The 17,932-nt window shown below is 71.9% G+C and carries 15 protein-coding genes and 1 pseudogene; 5 read left to right on the forward strand and 11 right to left on the reverse strand.

What is annotated here, in order from left to right; all coding sequences use genetic code 11:
- Positions 1 to 77 precede the first annotated feature (77 nt).
- From OG992_RS20865 to OG992_RS20890, 6 genes are all read right to left on the reverse strand, one after another.
- The gene (locus tag OG992_RS20865) at positions 78 to 1,436 is read right to left on the reverse strand and encodes a hypothetical protein (protein WP_238687654.1); all 1,359 of its coding nucleotides are present in this window, start codon (positions 1,434 to 1,436) and stop codon (positions 78 to 80) included.
- Positions 1,437 to 1,565: 129 nt separating this feature from the next.
- Positions 1,566 to 2,012, reverse strand: coding sequence for a hypothetical protein (locus OG992_RS20870; protein ID WP_238687653.1), 447 nt, complete (start codon positions 2,010 to 2,012; stop codon positions 1,566 to 1,568).
- A gap of 2 nt (positions 2,013 to 2,014) precedes the next feature.
- Positions 2,015 to 2,782, reverse strand: coding sequence for an SGNH/GDSL hydrolase family protein (locus OG992_RS20875; protein ID WP_238687704.1), 768 nt, complete (start codon positions 2,780 to 2,782; stop codon positions 2,015 to 2,017).
- 173 nt (positions 2,783 to 2,955) lie between these two features.
- Complete coding sequence (locus OG992_RS20880) at positions 2,956 to 4,089, reverse strand: hypothetical protein (protein ID WP_238687652.1); 1,134 nt, start codon at positions 4,087 to 4,089, stop codon at positions 2,956 to 2,958.
- 227 nt (positions 4,090 to 4,316) lie between these two features.
- Positions 4,317 to 5,522, reverse strand: a complete 1,206-nt coding sequence (locus OG992_RS20885) for a hypothetical protein (protein ID WP_266304093.1) — start codon at positions 5,520 to 5,522, stop codon at positions 4,317 to 4,319.
- Positions 5,519 to 6,049, reverse strand: coding sequence for a SigE family RNA polymerase sigma factor (locus tag OG992_RS20890; protein WP_112726603.1), 531 nt, complete (start codon positions 6,047 to 6,049; stop codon positions 5,519 to 5,521). The genes OG992_RS20885 and OG992_RS20890 overlap by 4 nt, the downstream gene beginning before the upstream one ends.
- Positions 6,050 to 6,189: 140 nt before the next feature.
- Here OG992_RS20890 and OG992_RS20895 point away from each other — a divergent pair, with 140 nt between their 5' ends.
- The 4 genes from OG992_RS20895 to OG992_RS20910 are packed head-to-tail and all read left to right on the forward strand — an operon-like array spanning position 6,190 to position 9,568.
- On the forward strand, positions 6,190 to 7,959 hold the full coding sequence (locus OG992_RS20895) for a proline--tRNA ligase (protein WP_238687651.1): 1,770 nt from the start codon (positions 6,190 to 6,192) through the stop codon (positions 7,957 to 7,959).
- A 57-nt stretch (positions 7,960 to 8,016) separates the two neighbouring features.
- Entirely contained in the window at positions 8,017 to 8,442 is a 426-nt protein-coding gene (locus tag OG992_RS20900) for a CBS domain-containing protein (RefSeq protein ID WP_030487636.1), read from the forward strand.
- 35 nt (positions 8,443 to 8,477) lie between these two features.
- Positions 8,478 to 8,906: a SufE family protein gene (locus OG992_RS20905; protein ID WP_238687650.1), complete on the forward strand. Its 429-nt coding sequence runs from the start codon at positions 8,478 to 8,480 to the stop codon at positions 8,904 to 8,906.
- A gap of 20 nt (positions 8,907 to 8,926) precedes the next feature.
- Complete coding sequence (locus OG992_RS20910; protein WP_238687649.1) at positions 8,927 to 9,568, forward strand: DsbA family protein; 642 nt, start codon at positions 8,927 to 8,929, stop codon at positions 9,566 to 9,568.
- A 74-nt stretch (positions 9,569 to 9,642) separates the two neighbouring features.
- Here OG992_RS20910 and OG992_RS20915 read toward each other — a convergent pair whose 3' ends face one another.
- From OG992_RS20915 to OG992_RS20935, 5 genes and pseudogenes are all read right to left on the reverse strand, one after another.
- Positions 9,643 to 10,191, reverse strand: coding sequence for a YbaK/EbsC family protein (locus tag OG992_RS20915; RefSeq protein ID WP_091396461.1), 549 nt, complete (start codon positions 10,189 to 10,191; stop codon positions 9,643 to 9,645).
- Positions 10,192 to 10,286: 95 nt separating this feature from the next.
- A complete protein-coding gene (locus OG992_RS20920; RefSeq protein WP_030331904.1) occupies positions 10,287 to 10,481 on the reverse strand; it encodes a hypothetical protein in 195 nt (64 codons plus the stop codon).
- 262 nt (positions 10,482 to 10,743) lie between these two features.
- Positions 10,744 to 11,397, reverse strand: coding sequence for a GAP family protein (locus OG992_RS20925; RefSeq protein ID WP_238687648.1), 654 nt, complete (start codon positions 11,395 to 11,397; stop codon positions 10,744 to 10,746).
- A gap of 51 nt (positions 11,398 to 11,448) precedes the next feature.
- Positions 11,449 to 12,837 carry an MFS transporter gene (locus OG992_RS20930; protein ID WP_266304094.1) on the reverse strand — a complete coding sequence of 463 codons (1,389 nt, stop codon included), beginning with the start codon at positions 12,835 to 12,837 and terminating at the stop codon, positions 11,449 to 11,451.
- Between the two features lie 59 nt (positions 12,838 to 12,896).
- Positions 12,897 to 13,213: pseudogene (locus OG992_RS20935) on the reverse strand (hypothetical protein).
- Between the two features lie 162 nt (positions 13,214 to 13,375).
- Between OG992_RS20935 and OG992_RS20940 the strand changes: the two are divergent.
- The gene (locus OG992_RS20940; protein WP_266305243.1) at positions 13,376 to 17,818 is read left to right on the forward strand and encodes a cation-translocating P-type ATPase; all 4,443 of its coding nucleotides are present in this window, start codon (positions 13,376 to 13,378) and stop codon (positions 17,816 to 17,818) included.
- Positions 17,819 to 17,932 lie beyond the last annotated feature (114 nt).

Consider the following 17,932-nt stretch of genomic DNA (forward strand, 5'->3'; position numbering starts at 1 on the left):
CCGGATCGCCCGCCGCGACCGCTGTAACAGGACCGGCCCACCACCCGCACGGGATGGTGGGCCGGCCGATCGGCGGGTTACTGGTCGCCGGCCTGCGCCGGGTTGCTCGGCGGCAGATTGCCGACGAAGAAGATGAAGGACGTCGAACCCGACTGGGTGCCGTTCCGGTCGATGCTCCAGACGGTGAGCATGGTCAGCCCGGCCTTGGTCGGCGTCCAGGTCACCGACGCGGTGCCGTCGGCCGCCGCGGCCACGGTGCTGGTCACCGTGTTGAAGCTGTAGCGGTAGCTGACCACGTCAGGCTGGCGCGGGGTGAAGGTGAAGACACCGGGCACACCCGGCCCGCCACTGGTGCCGCCCTGCCGATAGACAGTCGCGGTTATCTTCGGGGCGGTGGACAGCGCGAAGGTGCTCGCCGTGGTGGCGGTCACGCCATCGGCGGTCACGCTGGTCACGGAGAGCGTCCGGTTGCCGCCCCGGGTCGCGGTGACGGTCAGCGTGGCAGTGCCGTCGGCCGCCGCCTCCACCGTCTGCTCGGGGTCGCCGTCCAGGTGGAACCGGTAGCGGATCACACCCGCCATCTGCGGCTGCACGGTGAACGTGGTCGGCACGCCGATCTCGGTGAGTCTGCCGGTGACGATCGGCGCGACGTCGCTGGCCCGGAATTCGTACCGCGCCTCCGGTGACCTGTTCCCTGCCGCGTCCAGGCTCCACACCACGAGAGTGTTGGGCCCCGCATCCGGGCGGAGCGTGACAGTGGCCGAGCCGCCGGGCTGGTCCGCCGGCACCGCGTGGACGCCGTCGCCGCCGAGCAGCTCATACCGGAAGCCGACCGCGTCCGGTGTCGCCGCCGCGTCGAAGGTGAACTGACCCGACAGCGCCGGGTGCCAGCCCTCGACCGGGAAGTCGGTGGAGGTGACGACCGGCGCGACCTCCGGGCCCTGGAAGTCGGTCCGGAGATAGCAGAGGCCACTCCACTCGCCGGTCGCCTGGCTGTCCGCCGCCCGGACCTGCCACGCGTACAACCGGTCGTGGGTGAGCGTTTCCCGTTCGAAGAGGCCGCTCTCCCGATCGCCTTCCCGACCGTTGTACCCGAATCGCTCGATCCGAGCCGTCGGCTCTTCAACCGGCCAGAGCGCGAAGGTCGCGGTCAACCGGTCGGTGCCACCGTTCTCGTCGACGTCCGGGTCGTGCAGGACGGCGGAGAGCGCCAGGTCGTCGTTCTGCCACAACTGGTACGGCTCGGCCGTCGTGCACGGCTCGCCGGAGGTGTGCAGCTCGGTCGGCACACCCGGCGGCTGGTTCAGCGCCTCGTTCGCTGCGGCCGGTGTGGCCGTGAGCGTGAGCGCCCCGGCGGCGACCGCAACGGAAAGCCCCATGGCCAGCAGTGCCCGGACCGGTCCTGCGGATGTCGTCGTGCCAGGTATGAGGGTCATCCCTCATCCACCTTTCCCCGATGTCCCCGCCTTCCGATCAGCGGGGGCAGCGGATGCTATCGAGGACGACGGACATCGGGCTACCCCGATTCGATCGATCGACTCCACAGTGGAGATCTTCCGACCTGTTCAGGCGCGACGGTGGGCGATCCGACCAGCGACGACTGTCACCAGACAGGCCCCGTCGACGCCGTGCACCGCGAGGTCGGCCCGCCCGGCCGACCGCAGCGTCGGCGCCACGGCGGTGGCCAGCACCAGCAGGTCACCGCGCTCGGCTGCGGCCCGCAGGGCGGGGTCGGCAAGGTGTTCCGCCAGCACCGCCGTCACCCCGGTACGCAGCAGCGCGTGCACCCGCTCACGCGGGGTCGGCGCGGGCGGAAGCGGGCCGACGTGCAGCAGACCCGGCCCCAGCGTGCCGGGCCAGCGGCGAACTCGGGCGTTGGCGTACGCCGAACTCAGCTCGGCCAGCGGGCCGACGGCCTCGATCCGGTCGCCACTGACCAGCACGGCGTGGTCGGGCAACGACTCGCCGTCCCGGTCGCGGCGCAGCAGGGCCGCCGTGTGCAGGGTGATCATGCTCAGTCGACGAGCGGGCCGAGTTGCGGGCGCTTCGCCGTCACAGTGTCGCCGGACGACCGACCGGTCAACCGCCGCTTCACCCAGGGGGCGAGGTACTGACCGGCCCACCGCAGGTCGGAAGCGCGGGCGGCCAGCCACGGCGACGGCGACGGGTGTGGCGGGACCATCAGCCACTCCTCGTCGCAACCAACCCCGAGGGCGTTCAACACCTGCCCGGCGACCCGGCGATGCCCGGCCGGGGAGAGGTGCAGCCGGTCGGTGCTCCAGAGCATGGGGTTGAGGAACGTGTCGTCGGCGTACAGGTCGACCATGATGGCGCCGTGCCGCTCGGCGGTCTCACCGACCGCCTGGTTGAGCAGCTGCACCCGGGGGGCGACGAGGCGTTGGCCGGGGAGTCGGGCCATCACGTCCGCGAACCGGAAGAGGAGCACGTCCGCGCCACCCGAGCGCAGTTGCCGGACCACCTCGTCGAAGCGCGCGACAAGCGTGTCCGGGTCGAAGGTGCGCCGCAGCACATCGTTGCCACCGGCCGCGAAGCTGATCAGGTCGGGCTTCATCGCGACGGCGGAGGGCACCTGCTCGGCGACCACGCTGGGAAAGAGCCGGCCCCGGATGGCCAGGTTCGCGTACCGGAAGTCGGGCCCCGCGTCGGCGGCGAGCCGGGTCGCCACCAGGTCCGCCCAGCCCCGGAAGGTCCCGTCCGGGTACGCGTCGTCCATACCCTCGGTGAAGCTGTCCCCGACCGCGACAAAACTGCGCCAGCGCACCCGCGCCTCCCTCACGCCACTCGTTGCCTGCGGCGACCAGTCTGTCACCGCAGGAACGCCCGGCACCGCCCCGAATCCACTACGTGTCGGAGGTCATTGCACAGACGACGGGCGGAACCGGCCACCCCCGTGAGTGGCCGGTCCCTCGTACCCGGTGACGCGGCACCGGGAGCTCAGCCCAGCAGACCACCCCACGGCTGGCCGGCAGGCACCGACGCGGTGGCCAGCACCCGGCCACTGGCGGCGTACCGGACCAACCGGTACGCCGGCGCGCCGTCGGCCGGCGTCGCCGCGTTGATCTGCACCACCAGGCCGCCGTCGGCCAGGACGACCCCGTCGACGGCTTCGCCATGCCCGGTCGCCTGCTTCCACGCCGGGTCCAACGGCGCCAGCTCGGTGACGGCCCCGCTGACCGCGTCGAGCCGGTAGTTGCGGAACCGCTCGCTGCACCCACATCCCCCGGGGCTGGTCGTGTGGGCGCTGATCACCAGCGTCCGGCCGTTGCCGGAGACCGCCGCCACCCCACCAATGACGAGGCCGGCGGGGAGGCGCGGGCTGATCGCATGTCGGACGCCTCGCTCGTCCCCGATCGCCACGGTCTGCGCGCCGACCTGGGCGATCCATCCGCCGGACACCGTCGGGCACTTCGGGTAGTGGGTGGCGAGCACCTTCTGCCCAGTCCCGTCGGCGTTGACCGCGATGAGCGTCAGCTCCTTCTCCCGCCCCAGGCCGTACAGCACCCGCCCGGAGTCGAGCCAGCTCGGCGCGCAGGTCTGCTGGCCCTGGGTCGGGATGACGTGCCGCTTCGTGCCGTCGAACGCGCTGATCACCAGCCGGCGGGCGGACCCTTCCACCCAGGCCGCCCGTCGGCCGTCCGGCGAGACGGCGAGCGGGCCGTTGAGGGCTTTGCCGTTCTGGGGACGGCCCGAACGCTCCACCTGCCACGTCCCAGCAGGGGTACGCCGCCAGATCCGGGCCGGGTCGTTCTGCTTCTGGCCGTGCTCCTCGGCGGTGTACCAGGTGAGCTGCGGCCACTGCGTCGAGCCGACCGCCGGGCGGGCCGGCGCGACAGCCGGGGCCGCATCCGGCACGGAGCCGCCGGTGCCGGCGGCCGAGGTGTCGCCGGCCGAGGGAGCGGCGGCGGTGGCGGTGGCCGATTCGGCCGGAGCGGGCGCGGCCTTCGGGTCGGCGGTGCCGCAGGCAGCCACACCGAACGCCAGAAGCAGCAGGGCAGCGGTACCGGCGAGCGCACCGGAACGACGGGCCGAGGCGGGACGGGTGGTGTGGGTGAACGGGCCGAGGTTCATCGTTTCCATCCTTTGTGGAGGCTCACAGTGCCTGGCACCACCCAAGACGAGCCCCTGGCCCTGCCGAGTTGCCGCCGCGGCGCGCTACTACCTGACAGTCGGATCCGCTCGCACCGGCAACCTTTTCCGCAGTTCACCGACCGTGATCAACACCGCCTGGCCGGCGGTGCGCAGACGCGGAAAGGGCGAGCCACCCGAGGGTGACCCGCCCGTCTCGCGCCGATCGGTCAGTCGACGACGGCCAGGATCTGCTCGTTCTTCAGACTCGCCGGCTCAGCGGTCTCGGAGATCTTCCTGCCGTCCTCGTCCACCAGCAGCAGCGCGTACCCGCTGCCGGCCTTGACCCGCACGACCATCGAGCCGTCCGACTGGAAGTAGACCTGTTCCAAGGTGCGCCCACCCAACGGCAACGAGACCTGCTTGCCCGTACGGGTGTCCAACACCACATTGGCCCGCAGATCACGCGCGAGGTTGCCGTCGTCCTCACCGAGTTTCATTCGCAGCAGGGCGATCCGGGAACCGTCCGGGGAGAGACTAGCGATGTCGTTGCTGTGCCAACCGTCGAGGGAGAAGCCGGGGATGGCTCGCTTCTTCGTGCCGTCCGTGCCGTAGAGCACGACCCCGGCATCGACCGTGACCCCGACATCGGTGGTCATGGCGATGGTCTTACCGTCCGCCGACCAGACGGCATGGCAGGCCGAAGGTTCGGTGCGCCACCAGCGCACCGTCCTCTTCTCGGAGCGCGTATCCAATAACCCGAACCGGCCATGGCCACCGCCTGGCAAATCCACGCGGAACAGCAACTGCCGCCCGTCTGGGGACCAGGCCGGAGTGACGCAGTACGGGTCGACCTCCGAGCGCATCTTCTGTTTGTTCGACCCGTCGACGTTGGCGATGTAGAGGTCGCCGCTGTCCTCGGCATCCTCGCCCGACCAGGCCACCCGGCGGCCATCCGGCGACACGTTCACGTTGAGGATCGCTGCTGTGTGCGGCAGCTCCATGAGTCGCACCGGGCTCTCACCCGGACGCCATGACCGCAGATTCCCGTTCTCGCCGACGGGGTTCCTGGCGGGGCCGTAGAAGAGCTTGCCGAACTGCACGGACGGGGTGTTCGTGCCCGTTCCGCCGCTGGGTGGGGCGCCGGGGGTGTCGCCGGCGCTGGTGGAGGGCGTCGGGGTGGGGGACGCCGACGGCGTCGGAGTCGCGGTGACCGACGGGGTGTCGGCGGGCAGCGGGGTCGGGGACTGGTCCGGTCGGATGGCGAAGGCGGTACCGGCCGCCGCGGCGATCAGCACCAGCGCGGCTGCCGACGTGGCCACCGCCCGTTGGATGCCGAGCCGGCGGGACGTACGCAGGGTCCGGTCCCGCAGGTCGACCGAGGTGACCTCGTCGGCCAGGGCGGTCAAATCGAGCCGGAGGCGCTGGTCGTTCATCGGGTACTCCCTTCCAGGACGTACAGCTCGGCGAGTTCGGGTGCGACGGTGCGCAGCCTGGCCAGTGACTTGGCCGTCTGGCTCTTCACGGTGCCGATCGTGACGCCGAGCAGGTCCGCCGCCTCCGCCTCGGTGCGGTCCTCGAAGAACCGCAGCACCAGCACGGCACGTTGCTTCGGGGAGAGCTTCGCCAGTGCCGCCCGCAGGGTGAGCCGCAGACTGGTCTGGTGGGCGTGGTCCGGGGCCGAGTCGCCTCCGCGTGGCTCGGGCAGGTCGCCCGGCATCGACTCGGGTACCCGGCGCCGACGCCACCAGGACACCTGTAGGTGGTACATGGTCTTGCGGGTGTACGCCTCGGCGTTGCCGCTGTGGTGCAGGCTGTTCCAGGAGCGGTGGGTCCGGGCCAGGGCCGACTGGACGAGGTCCTCGGCCAGGTGCTGGTCGCCGGTGAGCAGGTAGGCCGAGCGCAGCAACGCTGGCGTGCGGGTACGGACGAACGAGTCGAACTCACTCAGCAGAGGGTCCACACGGGCCAATCCTTCAGGTCGGGGTACGAGGACTTGGTGTCCTTGCAGACGCCAGCAACGGCGCCGATGGTTGCCGGCATCGGGTCCGCTCGGATCGAAATGGATCGCTCATCCTGTCGCACCGGCCGTAGGCTGCGCGGATGCTGCTACGCATGTCGACCCTGTTGCTGCGGACTCTGCGCGAGGATCCGGCCGACGCGGAGGTGCCGAGCCATCGGCTGCTGCTGCGCGCCGGCTACATCCGTCGTGCCGCACCGGGCGGCTACACCTGGCTGCCGCTGGGCAAGCTGGTGCTTGATCGGATCACCGAGGTCGTACGCGCCGAACTGGTGGCGATCGGCGACCAGGAGGTGCACTTTCCGGCGCTGCTGCCCGCCGAGCCGTACCGCACGAGTGGCCGGTGGACGGAGTACGGCGACGACATCTTCACCCTCGCCGACCGGCGCGGTGCCGAGCACCTGTTGGCGCCCACCCACGAGGAGATGGCGGCGCTGCTGGTCAAGGACCTGTTCACCTCGTACCGGGACTTCCCGGTGACGCTGTTCCAGGTGCAGACGAAGTTCCGCGACGAGGCGCGGCCTCGGGCCGGGTTGCTGCGCGGCCGGGAGTTCCTGATGAAGGACGCGTACTCCTTCGACCTGGACGAGGCGGGGCTGCGGGAGGCGTACGGGCGGCATCGCGCCGCGTACCGGCGGATCTTCGACCGGTTGGGGCTGGACTACACGGTGGTGCAGGCGATGTCCGGCGCGATGGGCGGCTCCGCGTCGGAGGAGTTCCTGGCGGCGACGCCGGTCGGCGAGGACACCTTCGTGGGCTGCACCTCCTGCGATTTCGCGGCGAACACCGAGGCGGTGGCCACCCGGGTGCCGAGCGCCGGTGACCCGAGCGCGCAGCCGGCCGTCGAGGTGCACGACACTCCGGAGACTCCGACGATCGCCAGCCTGGTGGAGTTGGCGAACGCGCGCCAATTGGGCGGTCGGGCCGGCTGGACCGCCGCCGACACCCTGAAGAACGTCGTGTTGTCAGTTCGTCAGCCGGGTGCCGACCGGGCCGAACTGCTGGTCGTCGGGCTGCCCGGTGACCGGGAGGTCGACCTGAAGCGGGTCGGTGCCGCGCTGCACCCGGCACAGGTGACCGTCTTCGACGAGTGGGCCGAGCATCCGGAGCTGGTTCGCGGCTACATCGGCCCGCAACTGCTCGACAAACTGGGCATCCGCTATCTGGTCGACCCTCGGGTGGTGACCGGGTCTGCCTGGCTGACCGGAGCGAACGAGTCGGGCCGACACGCGACCGACGTGGTGTGCGGACGGGACTTCACACCCGACGGCACCATCGAGGCGGCCGACGTCCGCGCCGGCGACCCCTGCCCGGAGTGCGAGGCGGGCGAGCTGACCATTCGGCGGGGCATCGAGATCGGGCACATCTTCCAGCTCGGCCGCCGCTTCACCGACGCCTTCGCTGTCGACGTGCTCGGGCCGGCCGGCAAGCCGGTCCGGCCGACGATGGGCTGCTACGGCATCGGGGTTTCCCGGGCGGTGGCGGCCGTGGCCGAGCAGCACCACGACGACCGGGGACTGGTCTGGCCGGCGGCGGTCGCGCCGTGTGACGTACACCTGGTGGTTGCGGGCAAGGGCCCGCAGCTCGACGCGGCGCTGGAGCTCGGCGGGCGTCTCGCCGCCGCCGGCCTGCGGGTGCTTGTCGACGACCGCACGCACGTCTCGGCCGGGGTCAAGTTCACCGACGCCGAGCTGATCGGCATCCCCCGGGCCGTCGTGGTCGGCCGCCGGCTCGCCGAGGGGTACGTCGAGCTGCGCGAGCGGGCCGGCGACGGGCACACCGAGCTGCCGCTGGACGGTCTGGTGGATCGACTCGTCCACGAGGTACGCCAGGTTCGTGCGAGCCTGGTGTAGCTGCCGCGTCACGGGGTAGTGCTGTCGGATCGGGTGGAAACGTCTTCGGAGGCTCTCATGACCGGTTACCGGGTCAGTGACGTGATGACCAAGCAGGTCGTGTACCTGCCGGCCGAGACCACCCTGGACGAGGCGGCCAGGGTGATGAAGGAGGCCGACATCGGTGATGTGGTGGTCACCGACGGCGCCAGCCTCGCCGGCATGCTCACCGACCGGGACATCGTGGTGCGGGCCGTGGCGGAGAACAGCTCCCCCGCGGCCACCACCATCGGCTCGATCGTCACCCGCGAGGTCGTCATGATCGAGCAGCACTGCACTGCGGGTGAGGCGGCGGCGCTCATGCGGGATCGGGGCATCCGGCGGGTGCTGGTCTGTGACAGTGACCGCAAGCTGGTGGGGATCGTCTCGCTCGGCGACCTGGCCATGCAGCTCGACCCCACCAGCGCGCTCAGCGAGATCAGCGAGCAGTCACCCACCGTGTGACCGGGGCCCCGGCAGGACGGCGGTAGCCTCGACGCATGGCTGACATGCCGGCCCGACTGGCCGAGATCGTCGACGAGTTCGCCGCCGCGCCGCGCGACCTGGTTCTGGAGCTGCTCCTGGAGTACTCGGACGTGCTCCCGGCGCTGCCGGAGGGCACCGCGGAGCGCGAGGGCATGGAACAGGTGCCCGAGTGTCAGACGGCGTTCTTCCTGCGCGCCCGGGTGACCCCGGAACGCACAGTGGAGACGCTCTTCGACTGCCCGCCGGAGGCGCCCACCACCCGAGCGTTCGCCGGGATCCTCGCCGAGGGGTTGGCGGGGGCGAGCGCCGAGCAGGTGCTGGCCGTGCCGGACGACCTGTATCAGCGGATGGGGCTGGCGCAGGCGATCAGCCCGCTGCGGATCCGTGGCGGCACGGCGATCCTGGGCCGTCTCAAGCGGCAGATCCGGGAACAACTCGGCTGACCGCGAGGTTGCCACCGATCATGGAGATCGAGATCTACGCGGACGTCATCTGCCCGTGGTGCTACATCGGCAAGCGCCGCCTGGATGAGGCCCTGGCCAGCTACGAGGGCGAGGTGACGGTCCGCTACCGACCGTTCCAGCTCGACCCGTCGCCGGTGACGCAGCCCTTGCCCCTGGTGCAGGCGCTCGCCGGAAAGTTCGGTGGTCCGGAGCGCGCCCGGCAGATGGTCGACCACGTGACCCAGGTGGCGGCGGCCGACGGGCTGCGGCTCGACTACGACCGCGCGGTGATCGCCAACACCTTCGACGCGCACCGGCTGGTCTCCTGGGCGACCGACCAGGGCAGGGCGGCGGAGATGGTGGAGGCGCTCTACCAGGCGCACTTCAACAACGGGGTCGACGTCGGCTCGCGGGAGGCGCTGGCCACCCTGGCCGGTGAGATCGGTCTCGACGCGGCCGACGCGCGCCGGTTCCTCGACTCCGACGAGCGCGTCTCCGACGTCGCCGCCGACCTGGCCGCCGCCCGGGATCTGGGCATCACCAGCGTGCCGACCTTCGTGCTGGCCGGGAAGTACGCGGTTTCCGGCGCGCAGGAGGTGCAGACGTTGCTTGCCGCGCTCGCCGAGGTCGAGCAGCGCGAGTCGGCCACCCACTCACACTGAGTTACCAACGGCCGGGCGTCCGGCATCGATGATCACGATGTTTCACGTGCAACAACATTGATGCCGATGCCTGGTCAGACCGGCCTGGCCAGCCCTTCCACCACCTGGGCTCCCGGTAGCGCACCCAATGCCGGCCCCGGCAGCGCTATCTTGCTGTGCCGTACGCCGGACCCGACGATCACGTGCGGTGTGGCGATGACCCGCGCGTCCACCAGGATCGGCCACTGCGCCGGCAGCCCGATCGGGGTGATGCCGCCGTACTCCATGCCGGTCAACTCGACAGCGTCGTCCATCGGGGCGAAGCTCGCCTTGCGGACGTCCAACGCCCGGCGGGCCACCCCGTTCACGTCGGCCCGGGTGGTGGCCAGGATGATGCAGGCCGCGTAGCGGACCACACCCTCACGCTTGCCCGCCACCACGACACAGTTGGCCGACACGTCCAACCCCACCTCGTACGCCGCGCAGAACGCCGCGGTGTCGGCGAGGTCCGCGTCGATCGGCGCGACCAGCACGTCGTTGACGTCCACCGGCGCGTCGGCCGGCCACTGCGCGATGGCCTCCGCTACCGGCGGGGCGAGCAGATCCAGGCGGGCGCGGGCCGGTTCGGTCTTCAGCGTTCCCATCACGGGTGCGATCCTCGCATCCGCGACGCTGAACCGCCCAGCGGCTCCCCGGCCTCCCGGCGACGCCACCGGACCGGGCCGGATCGATCCGGCGCTCAACTGCCCGCGAGGAACGCGTTGTCGCGCATGAAGGAGCGGTCGCGGGCAGCCGCCAACTCCTCCTCGCGCTGGGCCTTGGCCCGTTGCAGCTCCAGATCCTCGAACGCGTGCCGGACACCCAGCCGGATCACGCCGTAGAGGAAGACGAAGCCGAAGACGTAGAGGATCACAGTGGTGACGACAGCGAACATGACGTCACGGTAAGACGAACGTGAACCGTTGTTGCTCTCATTTCCGGCCGGTTCCCCCGTACGTGTCGGCCAGGTGGTCGGCGGCTGGCGGCGGGCGGCCCGGACGCTGATCTCGTCGTCGCGCAACCGGCCCAGCACCGCACGGCCCAGACTGCCGGACGCCCCGGTGACCAGAACCCTCATCTCGTCCCCCCTGCCAACCGATCCGATCCGTACCTGGTGTCGACGAGACGGCGCCGCAACCCGTGACGGCCGACGCCACTCACCCCGATCGGATCAGGTCCAACACGGTGAGCAGCGCGAAGAACGCGATCACGATCTCGTTGACGATCCAGGCATGCCCCTCGGCCCATTCCCGCATCCGGGTCAGTACCCGCGAGGCCCTGCTCCCCAGCAGCAGCAACGCCAGCAGAGGCAGCGCGAGCAGAAGCACTGTGAGCAGCACGAACGGCACCAGGTGCCACCACGGCAGATCGTGACGGGCCACACTCGCCCCGACGGTGGCCATGGTCAGGTCGTCGGTGGGCGTCGCCACGAAGAGCAGCGCACCCAGTCGCAGCGCCCGCGCCGTACCGGCGTGCTCGATGCTGCCCAGCCAGCGCGGCGGTCCGGAGCGGTCCCGGCGGACCCAGATCAGCACGGCCAGGCACACCAGCAGGGCCAGCACCACCAGGTCGATGACGGGACCTCGATCGACCTTCCCGGCGACGGCGCTGGCGTCGGCGGCCACTCCGCCCACCAGGCGGGTGAACAACCAGGCCACCGTCACCCCGGCGGCGACCACCAGCCCCGCGCCGGCGAGGAAGCCCAGCGACGCCGCCCGGGGCCGGTCCGACGAGGCCAGGAAAACGGCCACCACCAACTGCGTCCCGGCGACCATGACCACGGCGAGCGGCAGAATGGTCAGGAGGTTCATCGCCCGCCATCCTTCCGGCACGAGCGGGCGGGACGCGGCCGAATCCCCGGATCACCCGGCCTGTCGCGCACTCCCGCCCACCACGACCCGGCCGGCCAACAGCGCCCCGAGCAGCGCCAGCCCAGCGGTCACCACGAGCGTCGTCGTGTAGCTGGCCGGGCCCGGCGCACTTCCCGCCGCCAACACGGCCCCGGTCAACGCGAGCACGGTCGCCGCGAAGAGAGAGTCGCTCAGCTGCAGTGACGAGCTGTTGCGGCCCTGCTCACCTGGTGCGGACAACTCCAGGGTGAGCACCGACAACGACGGATAGAGCAGCCCCATGCCCAGACCGGCGATCGCCCAACCGAGCACGGCGACGGCCACCGGCAGCTCGGGCCGGACGGCCAGCGCGACAGTGGCGGTGCCGACCGTGATGCAGGTCAACCCGGCACGCGGCAGACTGGCCCGCGACGCTGGAACCGGGATCCGGCCCTGCAACCAGGAGCCCGCCGACCACGCCAGCGCGCCGACAGTGAGGACCAGCCCGGCCGCCGTCGGGGAGAGGCCCCGTTCCCGGGAGAGCATCAGCGGGATGACCACCTCGGCGCCGACGAAGGCCGCCGACGCCAGCCCGCGCAGCCCCACCACTGTGGGCAACCCGCGCGCGGCCCGGAGGAACCCGGCCGGCAGAAGGCGCGGGGCGCAGACCAGCAGGCCGACGACGGCGAGCGCGACAAGCACCAGAGCGGTGACACCGCGCTGCTGTCCCCCGATGTGCAGCAGTGCGGCACTCACCGCGGCCCCGCACGCCCAACCGATCCGCGCGGCCGCACCCGTCGGCGGGCGCGTCGTCGCACTTCGACCCAGCGACCGCAGGCCGGGATGGATCAGCAGCACCGCCGGCACGGCCACGGCCGGCACCGCCAGGAAGACCCACCGCCAGCCCAGGTACTGCACGATCAGGCCGGCGACAGCCGGCCCGACAAGCGACGGTACGACCCACGCCGCCGCGAACGCAGCGAAGATCCGCCGGTGCAGCTCCTGCGGGTACGCCTGCCCCACGATCACGTAGAGCGCCACCGAGAGCAGCCCGGAGCCGAAACCCTGCACGACCCGCCCGACGACCAGCGCGCTCATCACGGGGGCGGTCCCGGCGATCAGCAACCCGACCACGAACCAGGCGACGCCGTGCCACATCGGCCCCTTGGGACCCCGCGCGTCGCACCAGATGCCGGAGACCACCATGGCCAGCACACCGGTGGCGAACGGGCCACCGAACGCGATCCCGTAGAGCGCCAGCCCGTCCAGGCTGCGCGCGACGGTCGGCATCGCCGTACCGACCGCCAACGCCTCGAACGCGAGGAGTGAGATCAGCGCGACACTGCCCACCGTCATCGCGCGCAGCCGCGGTGCGAAGAGGCCCGGTGCGGCGGGTGTGGCGGTGACGGCTGTGCTCGGCATCGACCGAGCATGCGACCTCAACCTTGATTCATGTCAACCGTCCGGTGACCTGGCTCTCGTCAGGCGTCCTGCAGCGCCTCCCCGACACCGCGCACCAGGCCGGAAAAATGCTGGTCTGCCAGCAGGTGACCGGCGGTGATCACCACAGCGATCGGCCACTCGATGACCTGTAGCGCGGCGAGCACCCCGAGCCCGGCGTAGTAGGCGACCTTGTCCGGTGGTGGCACCGCCACCTCACCCAGCATCGGCAGTTGCACCCGCCGGTTGTACATCGTGACGTTCTCCCGTGAACCGTTGAGATGTCGCGTCAGCGTGCTCATGCCGGCCTCCCCATGTCCGGTGATGGTCGTCGGGTTCCACGGCCCACCCCGTCCATGCGCCAGCGACTGCGGAAAATTCCGCCACTCAGGGGGCATAACGGATGGCAGGTCGGGAAGCCAGGCCTCCGGACGTGAGTGCGGTGGGAGGACGACATGGCCAAGGTCAGGACGAGCGGCAACAGGGAGCCGGGCCGGCGCCCGTCCAGCCGTACGCCTCGATGACGGCGGCGGGTCGCGCTGCCGGCCGCATCCTGCCGTCCTTCGGCGTGCCGCACCTGGTCGGCGAGGCGTCCCGGTCGGTCAGCTCGGCCGCGGTCCGGCTGGCCCGGTCGGCCGGGCTGACGCGGCGTCGGGTCTGGTCCCGACCGGGCCGGCACCACATCGAGGTGCACGGTGTCTGCCAGGACGGTGGCAACCGGCTGGCCCGTCAGGTGGAGGGCGCACTGGAGCAGATGCCCGGGGTGGCCTGGGCCCGGGTCAACGCACCCTCCGGCCGGGTGGTGGTCGCCGTCCAATCCCCCGAGCCGACGTTGCGCGACCTGATCGCCACCATCGATCGCGTCGAGCGGACCTGCGACCACGAACCCGACCCGGAGATCCCACCGCCGCACCCACCGGAGGAGGGGCCGCGCACGCCACGCACCCTCGGCGCGCTCGCCTCGGACGCGTTGGGCCTGACCATCTCGGCGGCCACCCGGATCCTGCCGTTCGCGCCGCTGCCCGGTGAGGTGGCGGGCCTGCTCTCCGCAGTGGATCTTCAGCCGAAGCTGCACGAGTTCATCGGTAGACGGCTGCGCTCCGACCCGCGCGCCGACATCCTCTTTCCGCTGGCCGAGGCGGTGGTGCAGGGCTTGACCGGCCGCTGGACGGGCATCGTCCTGGACGGCGCCCAACGGGTCGTGCAGTGGGGTGAGGATCGGGCCCAACTCTCCGCCTGGGAGAAGGCCGAGCCACGGCTGACCGGCGACGCCGAACGGGCCACCGCCCGCTGGCCGGTGATCGAACGTCCGCGGCCGAAGCCGGACGGCCCGGTCGAGCGGTACATCAACCGCATGCTCGCCGCCGGCGCGGCCGCCGGTGCGGCGGCGGTGCCGTTCGCCGGCCCGAAGCGGGCCACCGCGCTGGGCCTGTCCGCGCTGCCGAAGGCGCCAGGCAGCGGCCGCGAGGGGTACGCGGCTCAGCTCGGCCGGATGCTGGCGCGGCGCGGTGTGATCGCGATGGACCGGAGTGTGCTGCGCGAACTGGACCGGATCGACACGCTCGTGCTCGACGCCGCTGTGCTCGGCTCGGACCGGGGCGTACTGGCCGATCTGGCGCCGGCGGCCGACGCGGACGTCGACCAGGTGGCCGAGCGGGCGTTCGCGTTGTTCGACCCCGACGAGCCGTCCGCTTCCCGGACGGCGGACGGCTGGCGGCTCGGGCCGCTGGAGAAGATGCCCGCGAACGACTCGGACATCCCGGACGCGGCCCGGTTGCGGTCCGCTGGCGGCCAACTCCTCGGCCTCGCCCACGGCGACCGGCTCGCCGCCCTTTTGCGGGTCGAGCCGGAACCCGCGCCGGGCGTCGACGGCCTGCCCGCCGCCGCCCGACATGCCGGCCTGCGGCTGGTCGTCGCCGGCGGCGACGAGCAGCGGTACGGCTTCGCCGACGCGATGCTCCCCGGCGGCGACCAGTTGGCCGAGTCGGTACGCGCGTTGCAGCGCGACGGCGCAGTGGTGATGTTGGTCTCCGCGGACCGGAAGGCACTCGGCGCGTCCGACTGCGGTCTCGGGTTCGCCGCTCCGGAGGAGCTGCCGCCCTGGGGCGCGCACCTGCTGGTCGGTGCCGACCTGCGGGTGGTGGCGCTGGTGATCGAGGCGACCGGGGTGGCCCGGCGTACGGCTCAACAGAACATCCGGTTGGCCATGGCCGGCACCGGTCTCGGGGCGTTGGGCGCGTTCACCGCTCCACCGGCCCAGCTGCCGCACCGGGCGCTCGTCGCGGTCAACGGCGCGGCCGGGCTGGCCTTCGCCAACGGGGTCTGGCAGGCCCGCCGGTTGCACGACCAGTCGGACACCCCGGCGCCCGTGGCAACGGCCTGGCACCTGATGCCGGTCGGCACCGTGCTCGACCACCTGCGCTCCACCCCGGACGGCCTGGGCAGCGCCGAAGCGCAACGCCGACACCACGGCGCCGGCGGAAACGGCAATGCCGGGCCGGGGAGCGGAGGGCTGCTGCGTGCCTTCGTGGACGAGTTGTCCAACCCGCTCACCCCGGTGCTGGTGGCCGGGGCGGTGCTCTCCGCGTCGTTCGGCTCACTTGTCGACGCCGCGCTGGTGGGCAGCGTGGTCGGTGGGTCCGCCCTGATCGGGGCGGTGCACGAACGCAACACGGAAAGGTCGCTGGCGGAGCTGCTGTCGCGCTCGGCGGTGACCGCCCGGGTCCGCCGGGACGGTGCCGAGCAGGTTCTCGCCGCCGAGGACCTGGTCCTCGGAGACGTCATCACCCTCGAACCGGGTGACTCGGTGCCCGCCGACTGCCGGGTGCTCGAGTCGGTGGGTCTGGAGGCTGACGAGTCGTCGCTGACCGGCGAGTCGCTGCCGGTCGCCAAGTCCAACCGACCGGTGGTAGCCGCCGCCATCGCCGACCGACACTCGATGCTCTACGAGGGCACCACAGTCGCCGCCGGGCACGGCACTGCCGTGGTGGTGGCGACCGGGTCGGACACCGAATCCGGCCGCAGTCTCGCGCTGGTCAAGCAGGACCCGCCGGCCAGTGGAGTGGAGGCTCGGCTCGGCGCGTTGACCAGCGCCGCCATCCCGTTGGCGGCCGGTTCCGCTGTGGCGGTGGCCGGCGCGGGCCTGCTTCGAGGCGTACCCCTTGCCGAAACGGCGGCGACCGCCGCGAACCTCGCCGTGGCGTCCGTGCCGGAGGGGCTGCCGTTCCTGGTCAGCGCGGCGCAGCTGGCTGCGGCCCGGCGGCTGGCCGAGCACGGCGCGTTGGTCCGCAACCCGCGCACCATCGAGGCGCTGGGCCGGGTGGACGTGCTCTGCTTCGACAAGACCGGCACCCTCACCGAGGGCAAGCTGCTGCTGGCCGGGGTCGGCGACAGCGTCGGCGACCGGTACGCCCCGCTGGACCGGTTGGACGACCGGCTCCGGATGACGCTGGCCGCGGCGCTGCGGGCCACCCCCGCCGCGAAGAATCCGGAGGAGTTGGCGTTGCAGACCGACCGGGCGGTCCGGCGGGGCGCCGGCGAGGCCGGGGTGGTGGAGCAGACCGGTGCCGCCGGGTGGCGGGCCGCCGGGGGCCTGCCGTTCGAGCCGTCCCGCGGCTACCACGCCAGCATCGGACAGACCGACGGTCACCTGTTGTTGAGCGTCAAGGGTGCTCCGGAGACGGTGCTGCCGCGCTGTTCGTCCCGGCGCTTGGACGGTCGTCAGGAGCCGCTGGACGACGCCGGTCGCGCGGAGCTGGAGCGGATGCTCGCCGACCGGGCCGGTGCGGGAAACCGGATCCTGGCAGTCGCGGAGTGCCCGGTGAACGACCCGAAGGTGACGGACTCCGACGTTCGAGGGCTGACCTTCGTGGGTTTCCTGGCCCTCGCTGACGGTGTCCGGGAGAGCGCGGCCCCGGCGGTACGCCGGATCCGGCAGGCCGGCGTGCACACCATCATGATCACTGGGGATCACCCGGCCACCGCGGAGGCGATCGCCGCCACCATCAGTGAACACGACGAACAGCGGGTGGTCACCGCCGCCGAACTCGACAAGCTGGACGACGACGCGCTCGCCGAGCGGTTGGCCAACACCGACGTGGTGGCCCGCTGCACCCCTGCGCACAAGGTGCGGATCATCCAGGCGTTGCAGAAGTGCGGGCGGACCGTGGCGATGACCGGCGACGGCGCCAACGACGCCCCGGCGATCCGGCTGGCCGACGTCGGCATCGCCCTCGGTCAACGGGGCACCCCGGCCGCCCGCGCGGCAGCCGACCTGGTGGTCACCGACGACCGGCTGGAAACCATCATCGCCACCCTGATCGAAGGGCGGGCGATGTGGTCGTCGGTGCGGCACGCGCTCAGCATCCTGGTCGGAGGCAACCTCGGCGAGATCGCGTTCAGTGTGCTGACTGCTGCGGCGACCGGCCGATCCGCGCTCACCGGACGACAACTCCTACTGGTCAACCTACTCACCGACCTGGCGCCGGCGCTCGCCATCGCGGTCCGGCCACCCGCGTCGGACCGCACCGACGCGCTGCTCCGGGAGGGCCCGGACACGGCGCTCGGCGAGAGCCTCACCAGGGAGATCGGGCTGCGGGCGGCAGCCACCACGCTGGGCGCTACCGCGGGCTGGACGTTGGCCCGCTACACCGGACGCCGTCAGCGGGCCGGCACCGTCGCCCTGGTCTCCCTGGTCGGCACCCAACTCGGACAGACCATCCTGGCGGGCGGCACCAGCCCGGCCGTGCTGGCCTCCACTGCGGCGTCACTGGGCGTGCTCGTCGTGGTGGTGCAGACGCCGGGCGTGAGCCAGTTCTTCGGCTGCACCCCGCTCGGGCCGGTGGGCTGGACCATCGGGGCCGGGTCGGCGCTCGGCGCGACCTTCGCCAACGGCGCGCTCACCAAGCTTGTGGAACGTCTCCCGGAGGCCCACCCCAAGGCCGCCGGCGGCTCCGAAGGTTGACTGGCGGCGTTCGCAGCAAAGTGCGTGATGTCCCTGAGTCATCATGATGCCCCTGAGTCATCACGCTGACCGCAACGGGATCGCCCCGACCGGGCAGCGCCATCACCGCCCAGG

Origin of the sequence: Micromonospora sp. NBC_00362, assembly GCF_026342155.1 — a bacterium.
Taxonomy (GTDB): domain Bacteria; phylum Actinomycetota; class Actinomycetes; order Mycobacteriales; family Micromonosporaceae; genus Micromonospora; species Micromonospora hortensis.

Bases quoted from the DNA above. Each gene is read 5' to 3' on its own strand.
- OG992_RS20940 (WP_266305243.1), top strand. From the start codon at position 13,376: ATGACGGCGGCGGGTCGCGCTGCCGGCCGCATCCTGCCGTCCTTCGGC.
- OG992_RS20880 (WP_238687652.1), bottom strand. From the start codon at position 4,089: ATGAACCTCGGCCCGTTCACCCACACCACCCGTCCCGCCTCGGCCCGT.
- OG992_RS20925 (WP_238687648.1), bottom strand. From the start codon at position 11,397: ATGAACCTCCTGACCATTCTGCCGCTCGCCGTGGTCATGGTCGCCGGG.
- OG992_RS20910 (WP_238687649.1), top strand. From the start codon at position 8,927: ATGGAGATCGAGATCTACGCGGACGTCATCTGCCCGTGGTGCTACATC.
- OG992_RS20930 (WP_266304094.1), bottom strand. From the start codon at position 12,837: ATGCCGAGCACAGCCGTCACCGCCACACCCGCCGCACCGGGCCTCTTC.
- OG992_RS20885 (WP_266304093.1), bottom strand. From the start codon at position 5,522: ATGAACGACCAGCGCCTCCGGCTCGATTTGACCGCCCTGGCCGACGAG.
- OG992_RS20920 (WP_030331904.1), bottom strand. From the start codon at position 10,481: ATGTTCGCTGTCGTCACCACTGTGATCCTCTACGTCTTCGGCTTCGTC.
- OG992_RS20870 (WP_238687653.1), bottom strand. From the start codon at position 2,012: ATGATCACCCTGCACACGGCGGCCCTGCTGCGCCGCGACCGGGACGGC.
- OG992_RS20900 (WP_030487636.1), top strand. From the start codon at position 8,017: ATGACCGGTTACCGGGTCAGTGACGTGATGACCAAGCAGGTCGTGTAC.
- OG992_RS20915 (WP_091396461.1), bottom strand. From the start codon at position 10,191: ATGGGAACGCTGAAGACCGAACCGGCCCGCGCCCGCCTGGATCTGCTC.
- OG992_RS20895 (WP_238687651.1), top strand. From the start codon at position 6,190: ATGCTGCTACGCATGTCGACCCTGTTGCTGCGGACTCTGCGCGAGGAT.
- OG992_RS20865 (WP_238687654.1), bottom strand. From the start codon at position 1,436: ATGACCCTCATACCTGGCACGACGACATCCGCAGGACCGGTCCGGGCA.
- OG992_RS20905 (WP_238687650.1), top strand. From the start codon at position 8,478: ATGGCTGACATGCCGGCCCGACTGGCCGAGATCGTCGACGAGTTCGCC.